Origin of the sequence: Nocardia sp. NPDC052566 (genome assembly GCF_044547285.1) — a bacterium.
Classification (GTDB): Bacteria; Actinomycetota; Actinomycetes; order Mycobacteriales; family Mycobacteriaceae; genus Nocardia.
On the sequence record NZ_JBIUAF010000001.1, the window covers coordinates 185,233 to 203,915 of the forward strand.

18 protein-coding genes are annotated in these 18,683 nt (G+C 68.4%); 11 read left to right on the forward strand and 7 right to left on the reverse strand.

The genetic code is table 11. The features are described 5' to 3' along the window. Positions 1-234: 234 nt before the first annotated feature. On the forward strand, positions 235-1,656 hold the full coding sequence (locus tag ACIG5A_RS00805; RefSeq protein WP_397236226.1) for an NlpC/P60 family protein: 1,422 nt from the start codon (positions 235-237) through the stop codon (positions 1,654-1,656). Here the strand turns inward: ACIG5A_RS00805 and ACIG5A_RS00810 are convergent. Together ACIG5A_RS00810 and ACIG5A_RS00815 are read right to left on the reverse strand one after the other, a co-directional pair. After that, positions 1,649-2,299: a trimeric intracellular cation channel family protein gene (locus tag ACIG5A_RS00810; protein ID WP_397236228.1), complete on the reverse strand. Its 651-nt coding sequence runs from the start codon at positions 2,297-2,299 to the stop codon at positions 1,649-1,651. The two genes, ACIG5A_RS00805 and ACIG5A_RS00810, sit on opposite strands and share 8 nt — an antisense overlap. Further along, positions 2,296-2,904, reverse strand: a complete 609-nt coding sequence (locus ACIG5A_RS00815; RefSeq protein WP_397236230.1) for a cysteine hydrolase family protein — start codon at positions 2,902-2,904, stop codon at positions 2,296-2,298. Before ACIG5A_RS00815 ends, ACIG5A_RS00810 begins: the two co-directional genes overlap by 4 nt. A gap of 143 nt (positions 2,905-3,047) precedes the next feature. On the opposite strand from ACIG5A_RS00815, the gene ACIG5A_RS00820 reads away from it, so the two are divergent. The 7 genes from ACIG5A_RS00820 (at position 3,048) to ACIG5A_RS00850 (ending at position 10,068) form a co-directional block, all read left to right on the forward strand. Continuing rightward, the gene (locus tag ACIG5A_RS00820) at positions 3,048-3,884 is read left to right on the forward strand and encodes a helix-turn-helix domain-containing protein (RefSeq protein ID WP_397236232.1); all 837 of its coding nucleotides are present in this window, start codon (positions 3,048-3,050) and stop codon (positions 3,882-3,884) included. 156 nt (positions 3,885-4,040) lie between these two features. Then, a complete protein-coding gene (locus ACIG5A_RS00825; RefSeq protein WP_397238752.1) occupies positions 4,041-5,321 on the forward strand; it encodes an AAA family ATPase in 1,281 nt (426 codons plus the stop codon). 23 nt (positions 5,322-5,344) lie between these two features. After that, positions 5,345-6,295 carry a DUF58 domain-containing protein gene (locus ACIG5A_RS00830; RefSeq protein WP_397236234.1) on the forward strand — a complete coding sequence of 317 codons (951 nt, stop codon included), beginning with the start codon at positions 5,345-5,347 and terminating at the stop codon, positions 6,293-6,295. Continuing rightward, complete coding sequence (locus ACIG5A_RS00835; protein ID WP_397236236.1) at positions 6,292-7,299, forward strand: VWA domain-containing protein; 1,008 nt, start codon at positions 6,292-6,294, stop codon at positions 7,297-7,299. Before ACIG5A_RS00830 ends, ACIG5A_RS00835 begins: the two co-directional genes overlap by 4 nt. Before the next feature lie 77 nt (positions 7,300-7,376). Continuing rightward, the gene (fabG1, locus tag ACIG5A_RS00840) at positions 7,377-8,093 is read left to right on the forward strand and encodes a 3-oxoacyl-ACP reductase FabG1 (protein WP_397236239.1); all 717 of its coding nucleotides are present in this window, start codon (positions 7,377-7,379) and stop codon (positions 8,091-8,093) included. Between the two features lie 55 nt (positions 8,094-8,148). Beyond that, positions 8,149-8,985, forward strand: coding sequence for an NADH-dependent enoyl-ACP reductase InhA (inhA, locus tag ACIG5A_RS00845; RefSeq protein WP_397236241.1), 837 nt, complete (start codon positions 8,149-8,151; stop codon positions 8,983-8,985). Positions 8,986-9,006: 21 nt separating this feature from the next. Further along, a complete protein-coding gene (locus ACIG5A_RS00850; RefSeq protein WP_397236243.1) occupies positions 9,007-10,068 on the forward strand; it encodes a ferrochelatase in 1,062 nt (353 codons plus the stop codon). A 516-nt stretch (positions 10,069-10,584) separates the two neighbouring features. Here the strand turns inward: ACIG5A_RS00850 and ACIG5A_RS00855 are convergent. The 4 genes from ACIG5A_RS00855 to ACIG5A_RS00870 form a co-directional block, all read right to left on the reverse strand. Next, positions 10,585-11,337 (reverse strand): S1 family peptidase, encoded by a 753-nt coding sequence (locus tag ACIG5A_RS00855; protein WP_397236245.1) that lies wholly within the window; start codon positions 11,335-11,337, stop codon positions 10,585-10,587. 108 nt (positions 11,338-11,445) lie between these two features. Beyond that, positions 11,446-12,261 (reverse strand): hypothetical protein, encoded by an 816-nt coding sequence (locus ACIG5A_RS00860; protein WP_397236247.1) that lies wholly within the window; start codon positions 12,259-12,261, stop codon positions 11,446-11,448. 455 nt (positions 12,262-12,716) lie between these two features. Further along, a complete protein-coding gene (locus tag ACIG5A_RS00865) occupies positions 12,717-13,595 on the reverse strand; it encodes a GNAT family N-acetyltransferase (RefSeq protein ID WP_397236249.1) in 879 nt (292 codons plus the stop codon). A 107-nt stretch (positions 13,596-13,702) separates the two neighbouring features. Continuing rightward, positions 13,703-14,521 (reverse strand): DUF3097 domain-containing protein, encoded by an 819-nt coding sequence (locus ACIG5A_RS00870; RefSeq protein ID WP_397236251.1) that lies wholly within the window; start codon positions 14,519-14,521, stop codon positions 13,703-13,705. A gap of 151 nt (positions 14,522-14,672) precedes the next feature. On the opposite strand from ACIG5A_RS00870, the gene ACIG5A_RS00875 reads away from it, so the two are divergent. Together ACIG5A_RS00875 and ACIG5A_RS00880 are read left to right on the forward strand one after the other, a co-directional pair. Beyond that, positions 14,673-15,104, forward strand: a complete 432-nt coding sequence (locus tag ACIG5A_RS00875) for an NfeD family protein (RefSeq protein ID WP_397236253.1) — start codon at positions 14,673-14,675, stop codon at positions 15,102-15,104. After that, on the forward strand, positions 15,104-16,345 hold the full coding sequence (locus ACIG5A_RS00880; protein WP_397236255.1) for an SPFH domain-containing protein: 1,242 nt from the start codon (positions 15,104-15,106) through the stop codon (positions 16,343-16,345). The genes ACIG5A_RS00875 and ACIG5A_RS00880 overlap by 1 nt, the downstream gene beginning before the upstream one ends. Positions 16,346-16,490: 145 nt before the next feature. On the opposite strand, the gene ACIG5A_RS00885 is transcribed toward ACIG5A_RS00880, so the two are convergent. After that, entirely contained in the window at positions 16,491-17,696 is a 1,206-nt protein-coding gene (locus tag ACIG5A_RS00885) for an FAD-dependent monooxygenase (protein WP_397236257.1), read from the reverse strand. A gap of 217 nt (positions 17,697-17,913) precedes the next feature. On the opposite strand from ACIG5A_RS00885, the gene ACIG5A_RS00890 reads away from it, so the two are divergent. Further along, positions 17,914-18,585, forward strand: a complete 672-nt coding sequence (locus tag ACIG5A_RS00890) for an O-methyltransferase (RefSeq protein ID WP_397236259.1) — start codon at positions 17,914-17,916, stop codon at positions 18,583-18,585. Positions 18,586-18,683: the final 98 nt, after the last annotated feature.

Below are 18,683 nucleotides of genomic sequence, written 5' to 3' on the forward strand. Positions count from 1 at the left end.
CTCCGGCCGCCTTTCCTGTGCCTCGTCCGGCTAATTGTGGGCAATGGGGAAATTACGCCCCTGTGATTCTGTTGCTGGAGTTTCATTGGTGAAAGAAGTGTCGTACGGTTCCAGTGATTACTGATGGGGAAGTTGTGTTGTCAGGGCCATCCGTCGACCATTGAGCCTGCTGGTTCGGCTGGTGCCCGTGCGGTGAAGTCACGGTCGGGGCAGTTCGGGTCTTCGGGAGGTGCGATGCGCAACAACGGCGAGGCCGGTTCTCGGCGCCCGCTGTGGGTCGCTCTTGGGTTGCTAGCCACGGCGGTCGTGCTGGTGTCCGCGGCGCCGTCCGTCGCGGTGCCGCCACCGCCGCCCAATCCCAGTGACGGCCAAATCGCCGATGCCGGAGCGCAAGTCGACGCGCGAGTGACCGAGGTCGGCGGCCTGATCAACCAGGTCGCCGCGGTCGACCAGCAGCTGCAGCAGCTCGACGACGCGGTTGCCCGCAAGCGCGAAGAGGTCAACAAGGCACTCGTCGACCTCCAGGACGCGCGCGACGCCGCCGACAAGGCCGCCGTCGTGGTCACCGACACCAAGCGCGAACTCACCGACGCCGGAACGCGACTCGGCACCGCGCGGGAGAACTTCGAGGTGTTCGCCGCCGAGGCCTACGCGCGCCCCGCGGCGGGCACCGTGCTCACCTACCTCGCCGCCGCGACCCCCGAGCGCATGCTCGATCGCGCGCAGCTGGTCAATATCGTGGTCACCCAGCAGAAGCAGGCGCTGGACGGGCTGCGCCGCGCCCAGGTCGAGGAGGGCAACAAGAACTCCGTTGCCCGTCAAGCGAAATCGGATGCCGATGCGGCCGCGGCGGCGGCCGAACAGAAGAAGGCCGACGCCGAACACGCCGTCGCCGCCGCCAAATCCGAACTCGACCGCCAGACCGTGCAGCGCGACAACCTGCAGCGCCAGCGCCAGGACGCGCAGGGCAGGCTCGATGTGGCGCGCGCCAACGTGATCGGCCTGCAGAGCCAGCGCGACGCGTACGTGGCGTGGGACGAGCGACGCAAGACCGAGGAAGCCGCCATCCGCGCGGCCGCCGCGGCGGCCGCCGCACGTGCCTCCGCCGATCAAGCGGCCAAGGACCGCGCCGCCGAACTCGGCGAGGGCAGGCGGCCGCACACCCAATTGGAGGAGAGCCAGCCGCAGCCGCGGCCGTACCGGCCCCGGCTCACCATGCCGTCCATCGGCGGCGGCGAGGGCATCGAAACCGTGGTGGACCGGGCGATGTCGCAACTCGGCGTCATCTACGCCTGGGGCGGTGGCGACGAGAACGGCCCGACGCTCGGCATCCGCGACGGCGGCGTCGCCGACAGCTTCGGCGATTTCAACAAGGTCGGCTTCGACTGCTCCGGGCTGATGATCTACGCCTTCGCCGGCATCGGCGTCTCGCTGCCGCACTACAGCGGCTACCAGTACAACGCGGGCACCCGGGTACCGGTGGCGCAGCGCGAACGCGGCGACATGCTGTTCTGGGGCGCCAACGGCAGCCAGCACGTCGCGCTGTACCTCGGCGACGGAAAGATGGTCGAGGCCCCCCAATCCGGCGAGGTCGTCCGCGTATCACCGGTCCGCGAGGGCGGCATCATGCCCTTCGCCGTCCGCATCGTCACCTAGCCGAGGGCAGCGTGAACGGTCTGGCCAGTGGGCTGGTCCAGGCGCGCAGCAGTGCCAGGACGCGGAGCGTGGACGCGGTGAAAACCGTTACGGCGGTGGCGGTGCCGAGTCCGGTGAACCGTTCGCAGATCAGGAACACGGCGGCGGCGGACAGTGCCGCGGTGATGTACCACGATCCGACGCGCACTACGGCGACGGGATCGCCCAGGAGGAGGTCGCGGAGCAGTCCGCCGCCGGTGCACGCGACGATGCCGACCAGCACCGCGCCCGGGATGGGTAGTCCGGCGTACTGCGCCTTGGTGATGCCGAGGGCCAGGTAGAGCCCGATCGATACCGCGTCGAGCAGTGCGATGCCGAGGGACGCGCGAATGATCCAGTGTGCGAACGCCATTCCGGCCACGGATGCCGCGAGGGCCGCCAGCAGGTAGCGCCCGCCGAACAGTGCGGCGGGCGGCTCCCCGAGCAGCACATCGCGCAGCACGCTGCCGCCGAGGCCGGTGGCGATGCCGACGATCGCCACCCCGAGGACGTCGATCCGGTCGGCCACCGCGCGACCGGTGGCCGTCGCGGCGCCGCCGACCGCGCCGACCGCCACCGCGGACAGGTCGAGCGCGGCCGGAATGTGCAGCAATCCGCTCGTCACGGCCGCGCCGCGCCGGTGCTGGCGAAAATGGTGGACCGCGCGGGCTCCGGGCCGCCGGTCACCGCCGCGATCCAGTCGTTCGTCGTACACACCGCGGCGAATCGGGATTGCAGCGTCACGAGCACGGCCTCGTGCAGTTCCCTGGCCCCGATGGCGCCCGCCTGGTTCGCCAGCCCGAGCGTGCCGGTGGCATCGGCGAGGAACTCCACCGCGAAGCCGCGGTGGGCCGCCTCCCGCGCGGTCGACTCGTCGCAGTTCTGCGTCATGTAGCCGGCGATCACCACGGTGTCGACGGCGTGCTCGGCGAGCCATTCGGCCAGTGCGGTTCCGGTGAAGCTGGACGGCAGTGCCTTTTCGATCAACACGTCGAACGGGCGCTCGGACACCGCCGGGTGCAGCGCGAAACCCGTGCTGCCCCTGGCGAACAGCGGCGACTCGGGCGGCGCGGCGTGTTTGACCATCGCGATCGGTATGCCCGCTCGGGTGGCGGCGTCCATCGCCGCACCGATATTGGCCAGGCTCACATCCAGCGGCGGATACGCGATCGGCAGGTTGCCGCTCACGTACTCGTTCTGGACATCGATCACGATCAAAGCGCGGTTCACGGGGTTCCTCTCCGGGGATGTTCGCGGCAGGCTCGGCCGCGTCCACTCAGCCTCGGGCACCGAGAATCCGTGGACCAGAACCCTGTTCGACCCCGGGTCCGGCAGATCCTGGGTCCGGTGGAACCCCCATAGGATCGTCGGCTGTGGAGGAGACGTCGCAAATAGGAGCGTTCCTGCGAACGCGCCGGGCCCGGCTGCGCCCCGAGCAGGTGGGACTGACCGCGTACGGCACACGGCGGCGCGTGCCGGGCCTGCGCAGGGAAGAACTGGCTCAGCTGGCCGGAATCAGCGTCGACTACTACGTGCGCCTCGAGCGCGGACGGCTGGACAACGTCTCCGATGCCGTGATCGACGCTGTGGCAACCGCATTGCGGCTGGACGCGGACGAGCACGCACACCTGCGCAATCTCGCCCATCCACCGGTCGCCGCGGTGTCCGGGCATGGTTCGGCGCTGCGATCGGGTCTGCGGCAGATGCTGGCCGCGCTCGACCCGGCGCCCGCGTACCTGGTCGGACACCACACCAACATCCTCGGCTGGAATCGCGCGGCGTCCGCGGTGTTCCAGGTCGACTTCGCCGCCATGCCGGAGTCCGAGCGGACGTGGGCCCATCTGGTTTTCCGCGACGCGGCGGTGCGCCGCCTCACCGCGCCGGTCTGGCCGCGCCTGGCCAGGCAGATCGTCACCTACCTGCGCTTGCGGGCGAGCGCCCGCCCCGAGGACGGTGAACTGCGGCAATTGATCGCGACGATGAACGCCGCGAGTGAACAGTTCCGGCACATGTGGGACAGCCACGATGTCACCGATATCGCTTTCGGCCGCTACCACCTCAGCCACCCGCTGGCAGGCGATCTGCACCTGGACTACGAGTTCCTGAATGTGCCCGCCGATCCGGGCGTCCGCGCCCTCGTCGTCTACAGCGCGGAACCGGGTACGCCTTCACATTCGGCGTTGCGCGCACTGACCCGATCCGATTCCTGAGACGCGCCGGAGGGTGCGGTGCGGCGTGATTTCGCCGTCGAGCCGGGCGAATTCACAGTTGTTTCCTAGGTACTGTCGGATCCGGGTGCGGCATCTCGGGCCATTACCTGGAATAGTTGTGGCAGCACGCACAGGACCAAGGCGAAAGCGGGGATGTTGGTGACTTCGACGGATGGGGTGAGCGAGCGCAGCGAGCGAACCGAGGCCACAGCGCGCATCGCGCACAGCGGCGCCGAGCGCGAGCGAGGCGCCGCTGTGAGCGGGGCAAGTTTGGCGAAGGATACGCCTGCGCCCGCGCCCAGCACCCTGGAGCGAGACGTCCAGACCCTGGAGAAGGCGATCTACGAGGTCAAGCGGGTAATCGTCGGCCAGGATCGCCTGGTGGAACGGCTGCTCGTCGGTGTGCTCGCACGCGGTCACGTCCTGCTCGAGGGTGTGCCCGGTATCGCCAAAACCCTTGCGGTGGAGACCTTCGCGAAGGTGGTCGGCGGCTCGTTCTCGCGCGTCCAGTTCACCCCCGACCTGGTGCCGACCGACCTCATCGGTACCCGCATCTACCGTCAGGGCCGCGAACAGTTCGACACCGAACTCGGCCCGGTGGTCGCGAACTTCGTCCTCGCCGACGAGATCAACCGCGCGCCGGCCAAGGTGCAGTCCGCGCTGCTCGAGGTGATGGCCGAGCGCCACGTCTCCATCGGCGGCAAGACCTACCCGATGCCGGATCCGTTCCTGGTCATGGCGACGCAGAACCCGATCGAGAGCGAAGGCGTCTACCCGCTGCCCGAGGCGCAGCGCGACCGCTTCCTCTTCAAGGTCATCGTCGACTACCCGTCGGTCGAGGAAGAGCGCGAGATCATCTACCGGATGGGCGTCACCCCGCCGGAGGCCAAGCAGATACTCGAGCCCGCCGAACTGATCAGGCTGCAGAAGCTCGCCGCGAACGTCTTCGTGCACCACGCGCTGGTCGACTATGTGGTCCGGGTGATCGCCGCGACCCGCACGCCCGCCGAATTCGGCATGCAGGATGTGGCCAGCTGGATCTCCTACGGCGCCTCGCCGCGCGCCAGCCTCGGCATCATCGCCGCGGCACGCGCCGTCGCGCTGATCCGCGGCCGCGACTACGTGGTGCCGCAGGACGTGGTCGAGGTGATCCCGGACGTGCTGCGCCACCGCCTCGTGCTCTCCTATGACGCACTCGCCGACGAGATCAGCCCCGAAGAGGTGATCAAGCGGGTGCTGCAGACCGTCGGCCTGCCGCAGGTCGCCCCGCAGGCGGTCACGCCGGGTGCGGCGACACCGGCACCGCCCGCGCCGCCGGTGATGGGCCCGCATGGTGCGCCCCAGCAGCCGCAGATCCCGCAGCCGCCCCAGCAGCCGGTGCCCCAGCCGCCGAACGGGCAGCTCTCACAGCCCGCCGGCACCGCTCAGCCGAAGTGACGCGGGCGCCGGAACCGGTTTCCATGTCCTCGCACGCGCCACCGTCGTTCCGAGCGGGTGAGCTGACCGACCCGAAGTTGTCGGCGGCGTTGAAAACGCTCGAACTCACCGTGCGCCGCAGGCTCGACGGCGTGCTGCACGGCGACCACCTCGGCCTCATCCCCGGACCCGGCTCCGAACCGGGCGAGGCGCGCACCTATCAGCCCGGTGACGATGTGCGGCAGATGGATTGGTCGGTCACCGCCCGCACCACCCATCCGCACGTGCGGCAGATGATCGCCGACCGGGAACTGGAAACCTGGATCGTGGTCGACCTGTCGGCCAGCCTCGATTTCGGCACCGCGCTGTGCCAGAAGCGCGATCTCGCGATCGCGGCCGCCGCGGCGATCACACACCTCACCAGCGGCGGCGGCAACCGGATCGGCGCCGTCGTCGCGACGGGCGAGCGGCTGGTGCGCATTCCCGCGCGCAGCGGGCGAATTCACGCGCAGACGCTGCTGCGCGAGATCGCCACCACCCCGCACGCCCGTGACGGTGTGCGCGGCGACCTGCGCGGCGCGATCGAATCGCTGCGCCGCCCGCAGCGCAAGCGCGGGCTCGCGGTGATCATCAGCGACTTCCTCGGTGAGCTCGACTGGCAGCGGTCGCTGCGCGCCATCTCTGCGCGCCACGACCTGCTCGGCGTCGAAATCCTCGATCCGCGCGACCTGTCGCTGCCGGACGCGGGCGATGTGGTGCTGCACGATCCGGAGACCGGGCGCACCCGCGAGTTCAGCCTGACGCCGTCGCTGCGCACCGATTTCGCGGTCGCCGCCCAGCGGCATCGCGAGCAGGTCGAACTGGCGCTGCGCAACTGCGGCGCGCCGGTGCTCACCCTGCAGACCGATCGGGACTGGATCGCCGATGTCGTCCGGTTCGTATCCACCCGGCGCCACAGCCTCGGCGCCCCGAGCGGGCGGGTGCCTCGCCAGTGAGTCTTTCGCATTTCACCGCACCGATCTGGCTGGCGTTCATCGTCGTCATCGGCTTGATCGTGCTCGGCTATGTCCTGGTTCAGCTGGGCAGGCACCGGCGCATGCTGCGGTTCAGCAATATGGAACTGCTGGAGAAGGTCGCGCCGACCCGGCTGAACCTGACCCGCCACATTCCGATCATGCTGCTCGTGATCGGTTTGTGCGCACTGACTTTCGCGGCCGCCGGTCCGACGGCGGTGAAGAAGGTGGCGCGCAATCGCGCGACCGTCGTGCTGGTGATGGACGTTTCGCTGTCCATGCAGGCCACCGACGTGCCGCCGAACCGGCTGCAGGTGGCGCAGAAGGCGGGTAAGGAATTCGTCGACGGCCTGCCGTCGGGGCTCAACCTCGGCTTCGTCACCTTCGCGGGCACCGCGTCGGTCATGGTGCCGCCCACCGTGAATCGCGAACAGGTCAAGTCGGCCATCGACAACATCAAGCTGGCCGAGCGCACCGCCACCGGTGAAGGCATTCTCACCGCGCTGAATTCGATCGAGACGCTCGCCTCGGTGCTCGGCGGCGCGCAGACACCGCCGCCCGCCCGCATCGTGCTGATGTCGGACGGTAAGCAGACCGTGCCCGACGACAAGGATGTGGACAACCCGAGGCACGGGTTCACCGCCGCCCGGCTCGCCAAGAGCAAAGGCGTTCCGGTGTCCACGATTTCGTTCGGCACCGAATGGGGTTCGGTAGAGATCCAGGATCAGGACGGCAAGGGCCCGCCGCAGCGGGTGAAAGTGCCGGTGGACAACGACTCGCTGCGCGAGATCGCGAAATTGTCCGGCGGCGACTTCTACACTGCGTCCAGCCTCGAACAGCTCACGGCGGTGTACGACACACTGCAGGAGCAGATCGGTTACGAGCTGACCAGGGGTGACGCGAGTCGTCCGTGGATGCTCGCCGGTCTGTTGTTCATCACCGCGGGTGTCGGCGCCAGTTTGGTGTTCCGGCAGCGCCTGCCGTAGAAACTGCACATTCTGCCGCGCCCGGTGCTGGTGAGCCCGGGCGCGGCCCACGAACTCGAACAGATAGGTTGGTGCTCATGTCGAACATCACATCCCGGTCGGTACTGGTGACCGGCGGCAACCGCGGCATCGGGCTCGCGGTCGCCCAGCGTCTGCTCGCCGATGGACACAAGGTGGCCGTCACCCACCGCGGCTCGGGCGTGCCCGAGGGCCTGTTCGGTGTGAAATGCGATGTGACGGATACGGAATCGGTGGATCGGGCGTTCACCGAGGTCGAGGAGAAGCAGGGGCCGGTCGAGGTGCTCGTCGCCAATGCGGGCATCACCGACGACACGCTGCTGATGCGGATGACCGAGGAGCAGTTCACGAAGGTCATCGACGCCAACCTGACCGGTGCATTCCGCTGTGCCAAGCGGGCCAATCGGGCGATGCTGCGGGGGCGCTGGGGCCGGATGATCTTCCTGGGCTCGGTGGTCGGGCTCAGTGGGCAGGCGGGCCAGATCAACTACGCCTCCTCCAAGGCCGGTGTGATCGGTCTCGCGCGTTCGATCACCCGTGAGCTCGGCTCGCGTTCGATCACCGCCAATGTCGTCGCACCGGGCTTCATCGAAACCGATATGACCGCGGGCCTGCCCGATGACCTGCGCGATATGGCTAAGAAGTTCATTCCGCTGCAGCGCCTCGGCCAGCCGGAGGATATCGCCGCCGTGGTGAGCTTCCTGGCCTCCGAGGATTCCGCCTACGTGTCCGGCGCCGTGATTCCGGTCGACGGTGGCATGGGCATGGGGCACTAGTAGATTCGGTCATCCCGGACAACCCGACAATCGACTTCAGGAGAACCGAGAACTCATGGGCGGACTGCTCGAAGGTAAGACCATCCTGGTCACCGGCATCATCACCGACTCGTCGATCGCGTTCCACGCGGCCGCCGTCGCGCAGGAACAGGGCGCGAAGGTGATCATCACCGGTATTCCGGAGCGGCTGCGGCTGATCGACCGGATCGCCAAGCGGCTGCCGCAGGAGGTGCCTCCGGCCATTCCGCTCGACGTCACCAGCGAAGCGGATCTGGCCGCGCTGGCGGACAAGCTCGGCGAGCTGGCGCCCGAGGGCGTCGACGGCGTGCTGCACTCGATCGCGTTCGCGCCGCGCACGCTGATGGGCCCCGAGGCGCGCCCGTTCCTCGAGGGCCCCGGCCCCGATGCGGCGAAGGCGTTCGAGATCTCGGCATGGAGCTACGCCTCGCTGTCGCGCGCGGTGCTGCCGGTGATGAACGAGGGCGGCTCGATCGTCGGCATGGATTTCGATCCGCGCACCGCGATGCCGTTCTACAACTGGATGGGTGTGGCCAAGGCCGCGCTCGAGTCGGTCAACCGGTACGTGGCGCGGGAAGTGGGCGCGGCCAAGCGGATTCGCTCCAACCTGATCGCCGCCGGGCCGATCAAGACGCTCGCCGCCAAGGCCATCGCGGGCACCGCGACCGATGACGCCAAGCAGCTGAACATGCTCAACAGCTACTGGGACGGCGCGTCGCCGATCGGCTGGGACGTCGACGACCCGACGGTGGTGGCGAAGTCGATCTGCGCGCTGCTGTCGGATTGGCTGCCGGGCACCACCGGGTCGATCATCTACGTGGACGGCGGGGCCAGCCACAACACCTGGTTCCCGGAGAACATGTCGTTCAACTGACGTACTAGGTAGGGAGAGACTGTGATTCAGGCCGCCGAGGCGCTGTTGCTGCTTTCCTTCGGTGGCCCGGAACGCCCCGAGGACGTGATGCCGTTTCTGGAGAACGTCACTCGGGGCAGGGGAGTGCCGCGCGAGCGGCTGCTCGAGGTCGCCGAGCACTACATGCACTTCGGCGGCGTCTCTCCGATCAACGCGCTCAATCGCGACATCATCGCCGCCGTCGAGGCCGAACTGGCCTCGGCGGGTATCGATCTGCCGGTGTACTTCGGCAACCGGAACTGGGCGCCGATGGCGGAGGACACCGTCGCGCGGATGGCCGCCGACGGGGTGGGGTCGGCACTGGTGTTCCCGACCTCGGCATGGGGCGGCTACTCCGGCTGCCTGCAGTACCAGGAGGACATCACCAGGGCCCGTGCGGCCTTCGGTGCGGGCGCGCCGGAACTGGTGAAGCTGCGGCAGTATTTCGACCACCCGCTGCTGATCGACGCGTTCGCCGACGCGATTCGCGCTGCGGTACAGGAACTTCCGGCCGATCGCCGCGACGGCGCCCGCCTGGTGTTCACCGCGCACTCCATTCCGGTCTCCGCCGACACCACCGCGGGCCCGCCCGCCGACGGCGGCCGCCTCTACAGCCGCCAGGTCGCCGAGGCCGCCCGATTGTGCGCCGCCGCAACCGGTTTCACCGACTACGACCTGGTGTGGCAGTCCCGCTCCGGCCCGCCCCAGGTCCCGTGGCTCGATCCCGATATCGTCGACCACCTCGAAGACCTGTCCGGCAAGGGTGTCGAAGCCGTTGTCGTCTGCCCGGTCGGCTTCGTCTCCGATCATCTCGAGGTCATCTGGGATCTCGACAACGAAGCCAAAGACAAGGCTGCCGAACTGGGCATGGCTTTCGCCCGCGCTGCCACCCCTGGCACCGACCCCCGCTTCGCCCAACTCGTCGTCGAACTGATCCGCGAACACCTCGCGGCCGCCGATGTCCGCCGCCTCGGTGACGTGCCCGGCTATGGCTGCACCCGCAACGGCGCTCCCTGCGCCATCGACTGCTGCGCTCCGCCCCGCCGCCCGGTACCGGCCACCTGAACCGCTGATCTAGTGCGGCGTCCAGTGACGTTCGCCGTGCGGCCGCGGTTCGAACTGTCGGGGTCGACAGCGAATGGCACGGCACCCGACCGGTCAGGGTTCGTGAACACCACACCAGCGATGGCCAGGGTTGCATTGCCGCACACCCGTTCTGCCAACAGCACACCCTCTGTACTGGGTGTGGAGCAGTGATAAAGGGTGTGAACTGCTCGGCATCCCGATCGCGGCTGACGTACCAAGGTTGCACTGCGGCGGCGACACTGCCGCAAAACCACCAGTCGATCACCCGACCCTGCCAAGGCTCGTGGTCACCGCACTAGCCGCGGGCACCGCTGCATCGCCGACCTCGGATGAACCATGGTGGCGATTGTGGTGGTTACGCGTCGTGGTTGCCGCGGTGTGCGGGCCTAGGCGGACACAAAACGCAGTGAGGTGACAGATCTTGCCGCGAATGGGCGAAGAATGTCCGCTCAGCCCCACCGGCAGCCGCTCTGTGCAGCACGGCCGCTGGTCGGTTCAGAAGTTCAGGATGGTCAGGCGGGTATAGACGCCGGGGTAACCCGGCTGTGCGGCGCCTTTGCCCCACGAGGTCAGGGCGACCACGCGGCCGTTGACCAGAAGGGGGCCGCCGCTGTCGTATTCGGCGGTGTCCGCGACGGTCGATCCGGCACAGAGCATGGTGTTCGGGTCGAAGGACGGACCGTAGGCGGTGGCGCAGGTTTCGTTGGACGCCAGGGGGACGGTGGCGGCGTTGAGGCGAGTGTTGCCGGAGTCGTCGGTGCCGGTCGCGCCCCAGCCGAGGATGGTCGCCGAATCACCTTGGGGTGGGCCGATTTCCAGTACCGGACCGGATTGTGCGCGGTCGAGGGTGAGGACGGCGAGGTCGTTGTGGTAGACGGGTTCGCCCTCGAAGGTGGACTCGCGGAAGTCGGGGTGGACGCGAATGTTCTTGACCCGCACGGACGTTCCGTCGGTGGACCGCAGGTCGCTGCGGCCGAAGGTGACGCTGAGCGCGGCGGGGGCGATCCTGGCGAGCTCGACGCAGTGGGCGGCCGTGACGACCTGATCCGGTGCGATGAGCACGCCCGCGCAGAATTGCCCCGACGGCCGCGTGAGGAACAACGGCGTGCCGATCGCCGCGAGCCAGGGGTAGCTCGCCGCCTCGGCCGCCTGACCGCCGACAACCGCGGACGCGGGTATCGCGGCGGGTACTCCGATACACAGCAGCGCCCCCGCGAGAATCGCCGCGCCGCAACGACCGAGTTTCATATCACACCGCTCCAGACCTGCCCGCCGAAAGACGCACCCATTCAACCAGATTCACCCCGTCGGCGGATCCGTCATCCCCTGGAGCCCCGCCTTATCTGGCAGCGGGGGTCAGGTGGTGGGGCGGGCGGAGGCGTGGATGGCGACCAGGCGGGCGGCGCGGATGGCGTCCCAGAGGGGGCGCAGCAGGGTTTCCTGGGCGCCGATGGCGCTGGCGGAGGTGGGGGCCGAGGCCGGTTCCCGCTGGGCCACGGTGAGAATCGCGGCGACGTGGTCGGCGGTGTCGAGAATCCGCCTGGCGCGCAACGGGATCGACTCCGGGTAGTCGTGCCGGGAGTAGTCGGCGAGTTCGGCCTCGATCAGCTCGCGCGGGTCGGAATCGGATCCGCCCAGTGCGGTGGTGTGCAGCTGCATCAGCGCGTCGGCGGCATCGCGGACCGCCTCGCGCATGGTGTACTCGGCCTCGCCGAGCGCCATGTCGTGGCCGGGATCGAGCGGGATCGGCGTGCTGTAGACGGTCCACTGCAGCGTGTCGTCGTCGACCCACTGCGGGATCAGCCCGGTGCCGTCGGTGCCCGGCACGCCGATGAGCATGCCCTCCTCGGCCTCGATCGCGTCGGCGGCGAACGCGGTGCCGATCGGCAGCCCGCGCACATCGCCCGGCACCGGGAGCACGAGGCGCAGCTGTGCGCCCGGAGCGGCCATGGTTTCGCGAATCACCTTGAGCAGCGCCATGACTCCGGTACCCGGCAGATTGCCGCGGGAGGACCATGGCAGGTCGGTGCGGCCGCCGGTGACCGGATCACCCGCGGCGATGGTGTGCTTGGGCGCCCACGCGTGCAATGCCTCGAGCACATCATCGGGCGCGCTACATCCGGCCAGCCAGGAGCCGGCCCACACCGTCAGCGTGGCACTGGGAGAGCACATAATTTCGAGCATAAAGGGTGATCGCAACTCGCGGGCTAGCCCGCCGCCGCGCGGATTCCGGCCGGACCTGGGTGCGGCGGTTCCGGCGGCCTGCGCCCGGCTCGCGGCGGCAGTGATCAGCCGGGGAACAGGGCGAGGAGCTCGCGCTCGGTTCGCTCGGCCGCCTCGAGTGTTTCGCCGGCGACGCAGGCCGCTGATGTGCCACGCCCGCCGCGCGGCCACATCGTCCGCTAGGGCGGTGCGTGCGGTGAGGACTTCGTGGCGGAGCGCGCCGACGGCCTCGACATCGACTGTCGCGGTGAGGATCTCGTTCCCGCGCCCGCTGGTGCCGGAGTCCTGCTCGGCGATCGCCGAGCGGCCGGAGCCGGCTACCCGCGGCCACGGCGCGGAAGGCGGGGCGGCACGGCAACCTGTGCGGCATGGCGTCGAGCCCACCGCACCCACGTACGGAAACCTCAGAGAAAATGCCCGCTGGCCAGATAGGGCGCCGGATCCGGCATACCGCGCAGCGCGAGATATCCTTCCTGCCCGATGTCGAGACGAGCCGCCAATCCGATGTCGATCGCCCATTCGTTCGCGGTGGTGATGCAGTTGACCAGGGTACGACCCTCGGCTGCCGCCAGCGCCTCCCACAACAGCTTCCCCGCCGTTTCCGGATCGTCGGCGGCCAGCAGCGCCGCACGGCCCCGGCCGTCGATATAGACATAGCCGCGCCGGCCGTCGGCCCGGGATACGACCAATCTATTGTTGGCGAGCAGGTAGTGGTGATCGGATCCATGACCGGCCCCGCGCAGTCGCCGATCCAATCGGTCCATCCAGTCGAAATCGTCGGCCTTTCCGTCACCGAGTCCGGTCACCGCGGGCAGGGTCGTCCGATCGACGACGCCGACCATGCGCATCTGTGGATACAGCGAGAAGCCCGCGAGCCGGTATCGACGGGTCGCCCCGGGATGCACCGTGGCGGAGAACAGGCCGGGGCGGCCGTCGGCATGGGCCAGCACGGCATCCATCAATCGTTTGCCGAGACCCCGACCTTGGCACTGCGGCAGGACACCGTAGGTCGCGAGGTACCACAGTCGTTCCCGATTCTGCGAGATCGCGAAGCCGAGGATCTCCTCGCCGTCCGCGGCCACCAAGCAGCCCGCCGGATCGACGTCGAGGAAGTAGCGCATCCGCTCGATCCACTGCTGCGCGACCTCAGCCGAACGTGGTTGCGGCTCAGGATCACTCACCCGCCGATCGCGCCGATCGCCATCGAGGAAGGTCGTATCAGAGGCCCGTTCGGCCTTCGGCAGGTCGGCTGCCAGCAACGGCCTGATCTCCACAGCATCCATCCCATCACCGTATGAAAATCCGCCGGGCGGGGTCAGAAGAATGTCCGAACGAAATCGACGGCGGTTTCACCGCGGGCGCAGATCCGCGCGCCGGAGTAGTGGCGTGGTTACTGCGGCTCGGTCACGAAATCGATGAGCCGTTCGACGGCGCCGATGAGCGGGGCCTCGAGGTCGCGGAACGAGTCGACGGCCTCGTACACGCGGCGCCAGCCGTCGCGGGGCGTACCCCAGCCGAGGCGGCGGCAGATACCCGTCTTCCAGTCCTCGCCGCGCGGGATGTCCGGCCACGCCTCGATGCCGACCGCCGAGGGGCGGACCGCCTGCCATACGTCGATATAGGGGTGACCGGTGACCAGTACGTGCGCGCCGAGGCCGGTGGTGAGCTGGGTTTCCTTCGAACCGGTGACGAGATGGTCGACGAGGACGCCGACGCGGCGGCCGGGCCCCGGCGCGAACTCCGTCAACCGCTCGGCCAGATTGTCCAGGCCCTCGAGATGTTCGACGACAACGCCCTCGACCCGCAGGTCGTGCCCCCAGACCCGCTCGACGAGCGCGGCGTCGTGCACGCCCTCCACCCAGATGCGGCTGGTCTTCGCGACCTTGGCCCGCAGACCCGCCACCCTGGTCGATCCGGAGGCCGAGCGCACCGGTTTCGCCTGCGCTTGCGCGGCGGGTTTTACCAGCGTCACCGGTTCGCCGTCGATCAGAAACGCGGCTTCCCGCATGGCGAACAGGCGCACCGCGCCGCGCGCGTCCTCCAGCTTCACGAACTCACCGTCGTAGCTGCGATCGAATCCGACGACCGCGCCGCAGAATCCGGTGGCCGCGTCCTCGACGACCAGATCGCGATCCGCGGTGACGACGGGGACCGTCCGCTTCGCCGCTCGGGGATGTCCGGAGAAGATGTCGCCATATCTGTCAACCACCCGCACGAAGCTAGCACTGCCACTGAACGTTTCACATCCGCCGGGCGCGCGCGTCGCACCGTCCGCGGTGTGGTGAATTCGTAATTCACCCGAGATCTGTACATCCGTCTGTCCGACCCGAGATCATGTCGGGCGCACTACAGTGGGTTGGGTGGCCGCAATTTTTTGGCTGGTCGCGGGCATACTGCTCGCGGCGGCGGAAATGCTCACCGGGGACCTGACGCTGCTGATGCTGGGGGTTGCCGCGCTCGGCACCGCGGGTGTCAGTGCGGCGGCGGGTACTTCGCTGGTGGTCGACGCCGTCATCTTCGGCGTGATGGCGGTGGTGCTGATCCTCGGCGTTCGTCCGATCCTGCGGCGCCGCTTCGGGACGCCGCCGCCGATCCCGACGAATGTGGACGCGCTCCCGGGGAAGACGGCGCTGGTGCTGGAGCAGGTCGCCGAGCATTCCGGCCAGGTGAAGCTGGGCGGTGAGGTGTGGACCGCGCGTCCGATGGATACCGATGAGGTCTACGAGCCCGGTACGACCGTCTATGTCATGAGGATCGACGGCGCGACCGCCGTCGTCTGGAAGGGGCCGTAATGGCTGTACTTATCGTCGCCGCCGTCCTCGTCCTCCTGGTCGTGGTGGTGGTGTTCAAATCGATCGCGCTGGTGCCGCAGGCCGAGGCCGCGGTCATCGAACGGCTCGGCAGGTATTCGCGCACCGTCTCCGGCCAGCTCACCTTCCTGGTGCCGTTCGCGGACCGGATCCGTGCCAAGGTCGACCTACGCGAGCGGGTGGTGTCGTTCCCCCCGCAGCCGGTGATCACCGAGGACAACCTGACGCTGCATATCGATACGGTGGTGTACTTCCAGGTCACCAGCCCACAGGCGGCGGTATACGAGATCAGCAACTACATCGCCGCGGTGGAGCAGCTGACGGTCACCACGCTGCGCAACGTGGTCGGCGGCATGACACTCGAGCAGACCCTGACCTCCCGCGATCAGATCAACGGCCAGCTGCGCGGGGTACTCGACGAGGCGACCGGCCGCTGGGGCCTTCGCGTGGCCCGCGTCGAACTGAAGAGCATCGATCCGCCGCCGTCGATCCAGGAGTCGATGGAGAAGCAGATGAAGGCCGACCGCGAGAAGCGTGCCATGATCCTCACCGCCGAGGGCCAGCGCGAGGCACAGATCAAGACGGCAGAGGGCGCCAAGCAGGCGTCGATCCTGTCCGCGGAGGGCGCCAAGCAGTCGTCCATCCTGAACGCGGAAGGTGAACGGCAGAGCCGCATTCTGCGCGCGCAGGGCGAACGCGCCGCCGCCTACCTGCAGGCGCAAGGGCAGGCCAAAGCCATCGAAAAGGTCTTCTCCGCAATCAAATCCGGTAAGCCGACCCCGGAACTGCTTGCCTACCAATACATGCAGACGCTGCCGCTGGTCGCGAAGGGCGATGCGAACAAGGTGTGGCTGGTGCCGAGCGATTTCGGCAAGGCGCTCGAAGGGTTCGCGAAGAGCTTCGGCACCCAGGGTGAGGACGGCGTCTTCCGTTATGAGCCACCGGCTTCCGACGGCGCCGAGGTGAAGGTGGAGGACGACTCCGACGTCGCCGACTGGTTCGACACCGCGCCGGATCCGGCGATCGAACGCGCCGTGCGCGCCGCCGAGGCGAGCGCACGCGCGCCGGTCGAGGGCTACACCGCGCCGCCGTCGTCGCGACCGACGCCGGAGCCGGAGCAGCAGTCGATTTCGCACCAGCCCCAGCAGTCGATTCCGCCGCAGCAGCCGCCCTACGATCCGGGCGACCCGCACGGCAGGCCCTGGCAGCCGCCGAACCAGTAACGGTCGACCGCCCCGTCTCCGTCAGGGGCGGGGCGGTTTCTGTCGAGCCGAGTTGTGTTGCGGCGCTTTCCCGGCGGCGGCAGTCGAACCGGTAGCGTCGCGCCGCTACCCGGATTCCGTACGGACCGGGGTGGTTTCGCGCTGGTCAGCCGGGTAGCGGTGTCACCGCGCTGTAGTCGGCGACCGTCATCGAATCGTGTACGCGCAGACCGCGGGAGTTGCGCTTGGCCACCGAGCGGGCCACCCCGTCCGGAAGGATATTCAGCAGTCGAGCGCCCTGTGTCAGCGCGAGGACGCCGAGCGTGGAGCTCGGCACGATCGTCTTGGCCGCGCGCACCGCGAAGGCCCTGCTGTCGCGTACCGCATCGGCCATGGCGCGTTCGTAGGCGGGGAAGGCGATCGTGTGATCGCCACCGGCGGTGGCCAATTCACCCGCAAGCGTGTAGGCGCCGACCACCGCGAGGCTGGTACTGCCCCCGACCGCGGGTCCCGGACAGTAACCCGCATCGCCGACCAGTGTGACGCGCCCGCGCGACCAGGTGTCCAACTGAAGCTGTGTGATGGTGTCGAAGTAGAACACCGCTGTGCGGTCCAGCTCCGCGAGCCAGCGATCCACCTCCGGCGCCAGTCCGGCGAATGCGTGGCGGACCATGTCTCGCTGCCGCGCGGTATCGCGGTGGTGATAGTCGAGGGGCTGTTCGGCGCGGAACAGGAACACCAGGCGCGCATCGTCGAGATGAGGTGCGGTATAGACCGAGGCGGCTCGCCCGGCCGCCATGTAGGCGATCGAATCACCGTCGACGGCACAGCCTTTCGGCACCGAGATGACCGCGAAATACCCGCCGAGGAAGTGTTCGTCGACTTCGCCGAACACCAGCCGCCGGACATTCGAGCGCAGCCCGTCCGCGCCGACCACCAGATCGAAATCCCGCGCCGCGCCGTGCGTGAATTCGACCCGCCCGTCCGGGGAGATCGAGGCGATGGAGTCGCCGAACAGATACTCCACCTCGTCGCGCCCTGCGTCGTAATAGATTTCGCTCAGGTCGTCGCGCATCACCTCGACATGATGATCGGAGACCGCGGTGAAGATCTTCGCCAGTTCGATGGTGGTGGTGCGACGTCCGGTGTGCACGGTCAGCCGCTCGGTCCCGGTGGCCGATTCCTGAATCCGCGGCAGCACCCCCATCTGCTCGGAGATCCGCATCGACGGTTTGAACAGATCGACCGCATGCCCACCGGTCTTGCGCAGCTCGGCTGCCTTCTCCACCACGGTCACACTGAACCCGTACCGTGTCAGCCAGTAAGCGAGAACAGGCCCGGCAATGCTCGCGCCCGAGATAAGAATCCGCATATCCAACGCCCCCACGTTGTTACTGAGGTAATACTTACTTCCGGATCGTATGCCCCCCGCGCGGGCCTGACAATGCACTCCGGCGGACTCGCACCGCCGAGCGCAGTCGAATGGTGGTGCGGCACGCCGAGAACGGCCGCCATCTGACTGCGCTCGAGGGGATTCGACGCCGGTGCCTGGCTCGGCGGCGGGCCGGGTTCGGTGGCAGACTGCGGATATGACGACAAGTGAGTGGGCCGAGGTCGATCGGTACCTCGTGGAGAGTCTCGTCCAAGATGCGGATACGGAGGCGGCGCTGGCGGCCAACGCGGCGGCGGGGCTGCCCGCGATCGATGTGTCGCCGCCGCAGGGGAAGTTCTTGAATCTGCTTGCTCGGTCGGCGGGTGTGCGCCGGGTGCTGGAGATCGGCACGCTCGGCGGATACAGCACGATTTGGCTGGCGCGGGCGGTCGGGGAGAAGGGGCAGGTGATCACCCTCGAGTTCCAGCAGCAGCACGCCGATGTCGCGCGAGAGAACCTCGATCGCGCGGGAATCGGTGCGCGGGTGGACATCCGGGTCGGCGCGGCGCTCGACAGCCTGCCTGTCCTCGCCGCCGAACACCCCGAACCCTTCGACCTGGTGTTCATCGACGCCGACAAGGTCAACAACTCGAATTACGTCCAGTGGGCGCTGCGCCTGACCCGCCCCGGCTCGATCATCATCGTCGACAACGTCGTCCGCAACGGCGCGGTAGCCGACGCGTCCTCCGACGACCCGGTGATCCAAGCCAGCCGCGACGTCATCGAATTGCTCGCCGCCGAACCAACTCTCGACGCCACTGCCCTGCAAACCGTCGGCGCCAAGGGCTGGGACGGCTTCGCCTACGCCATAGTCAACGGCGCCGACTAGCCCCCAGCCGCACACCTTTGATTTCGCGCACACCGAATCGCATACGAAGCGGTGTGCGGGAAGTCGAAGTGTGTGCGGCCGTTCGGCACTGGCGCGAA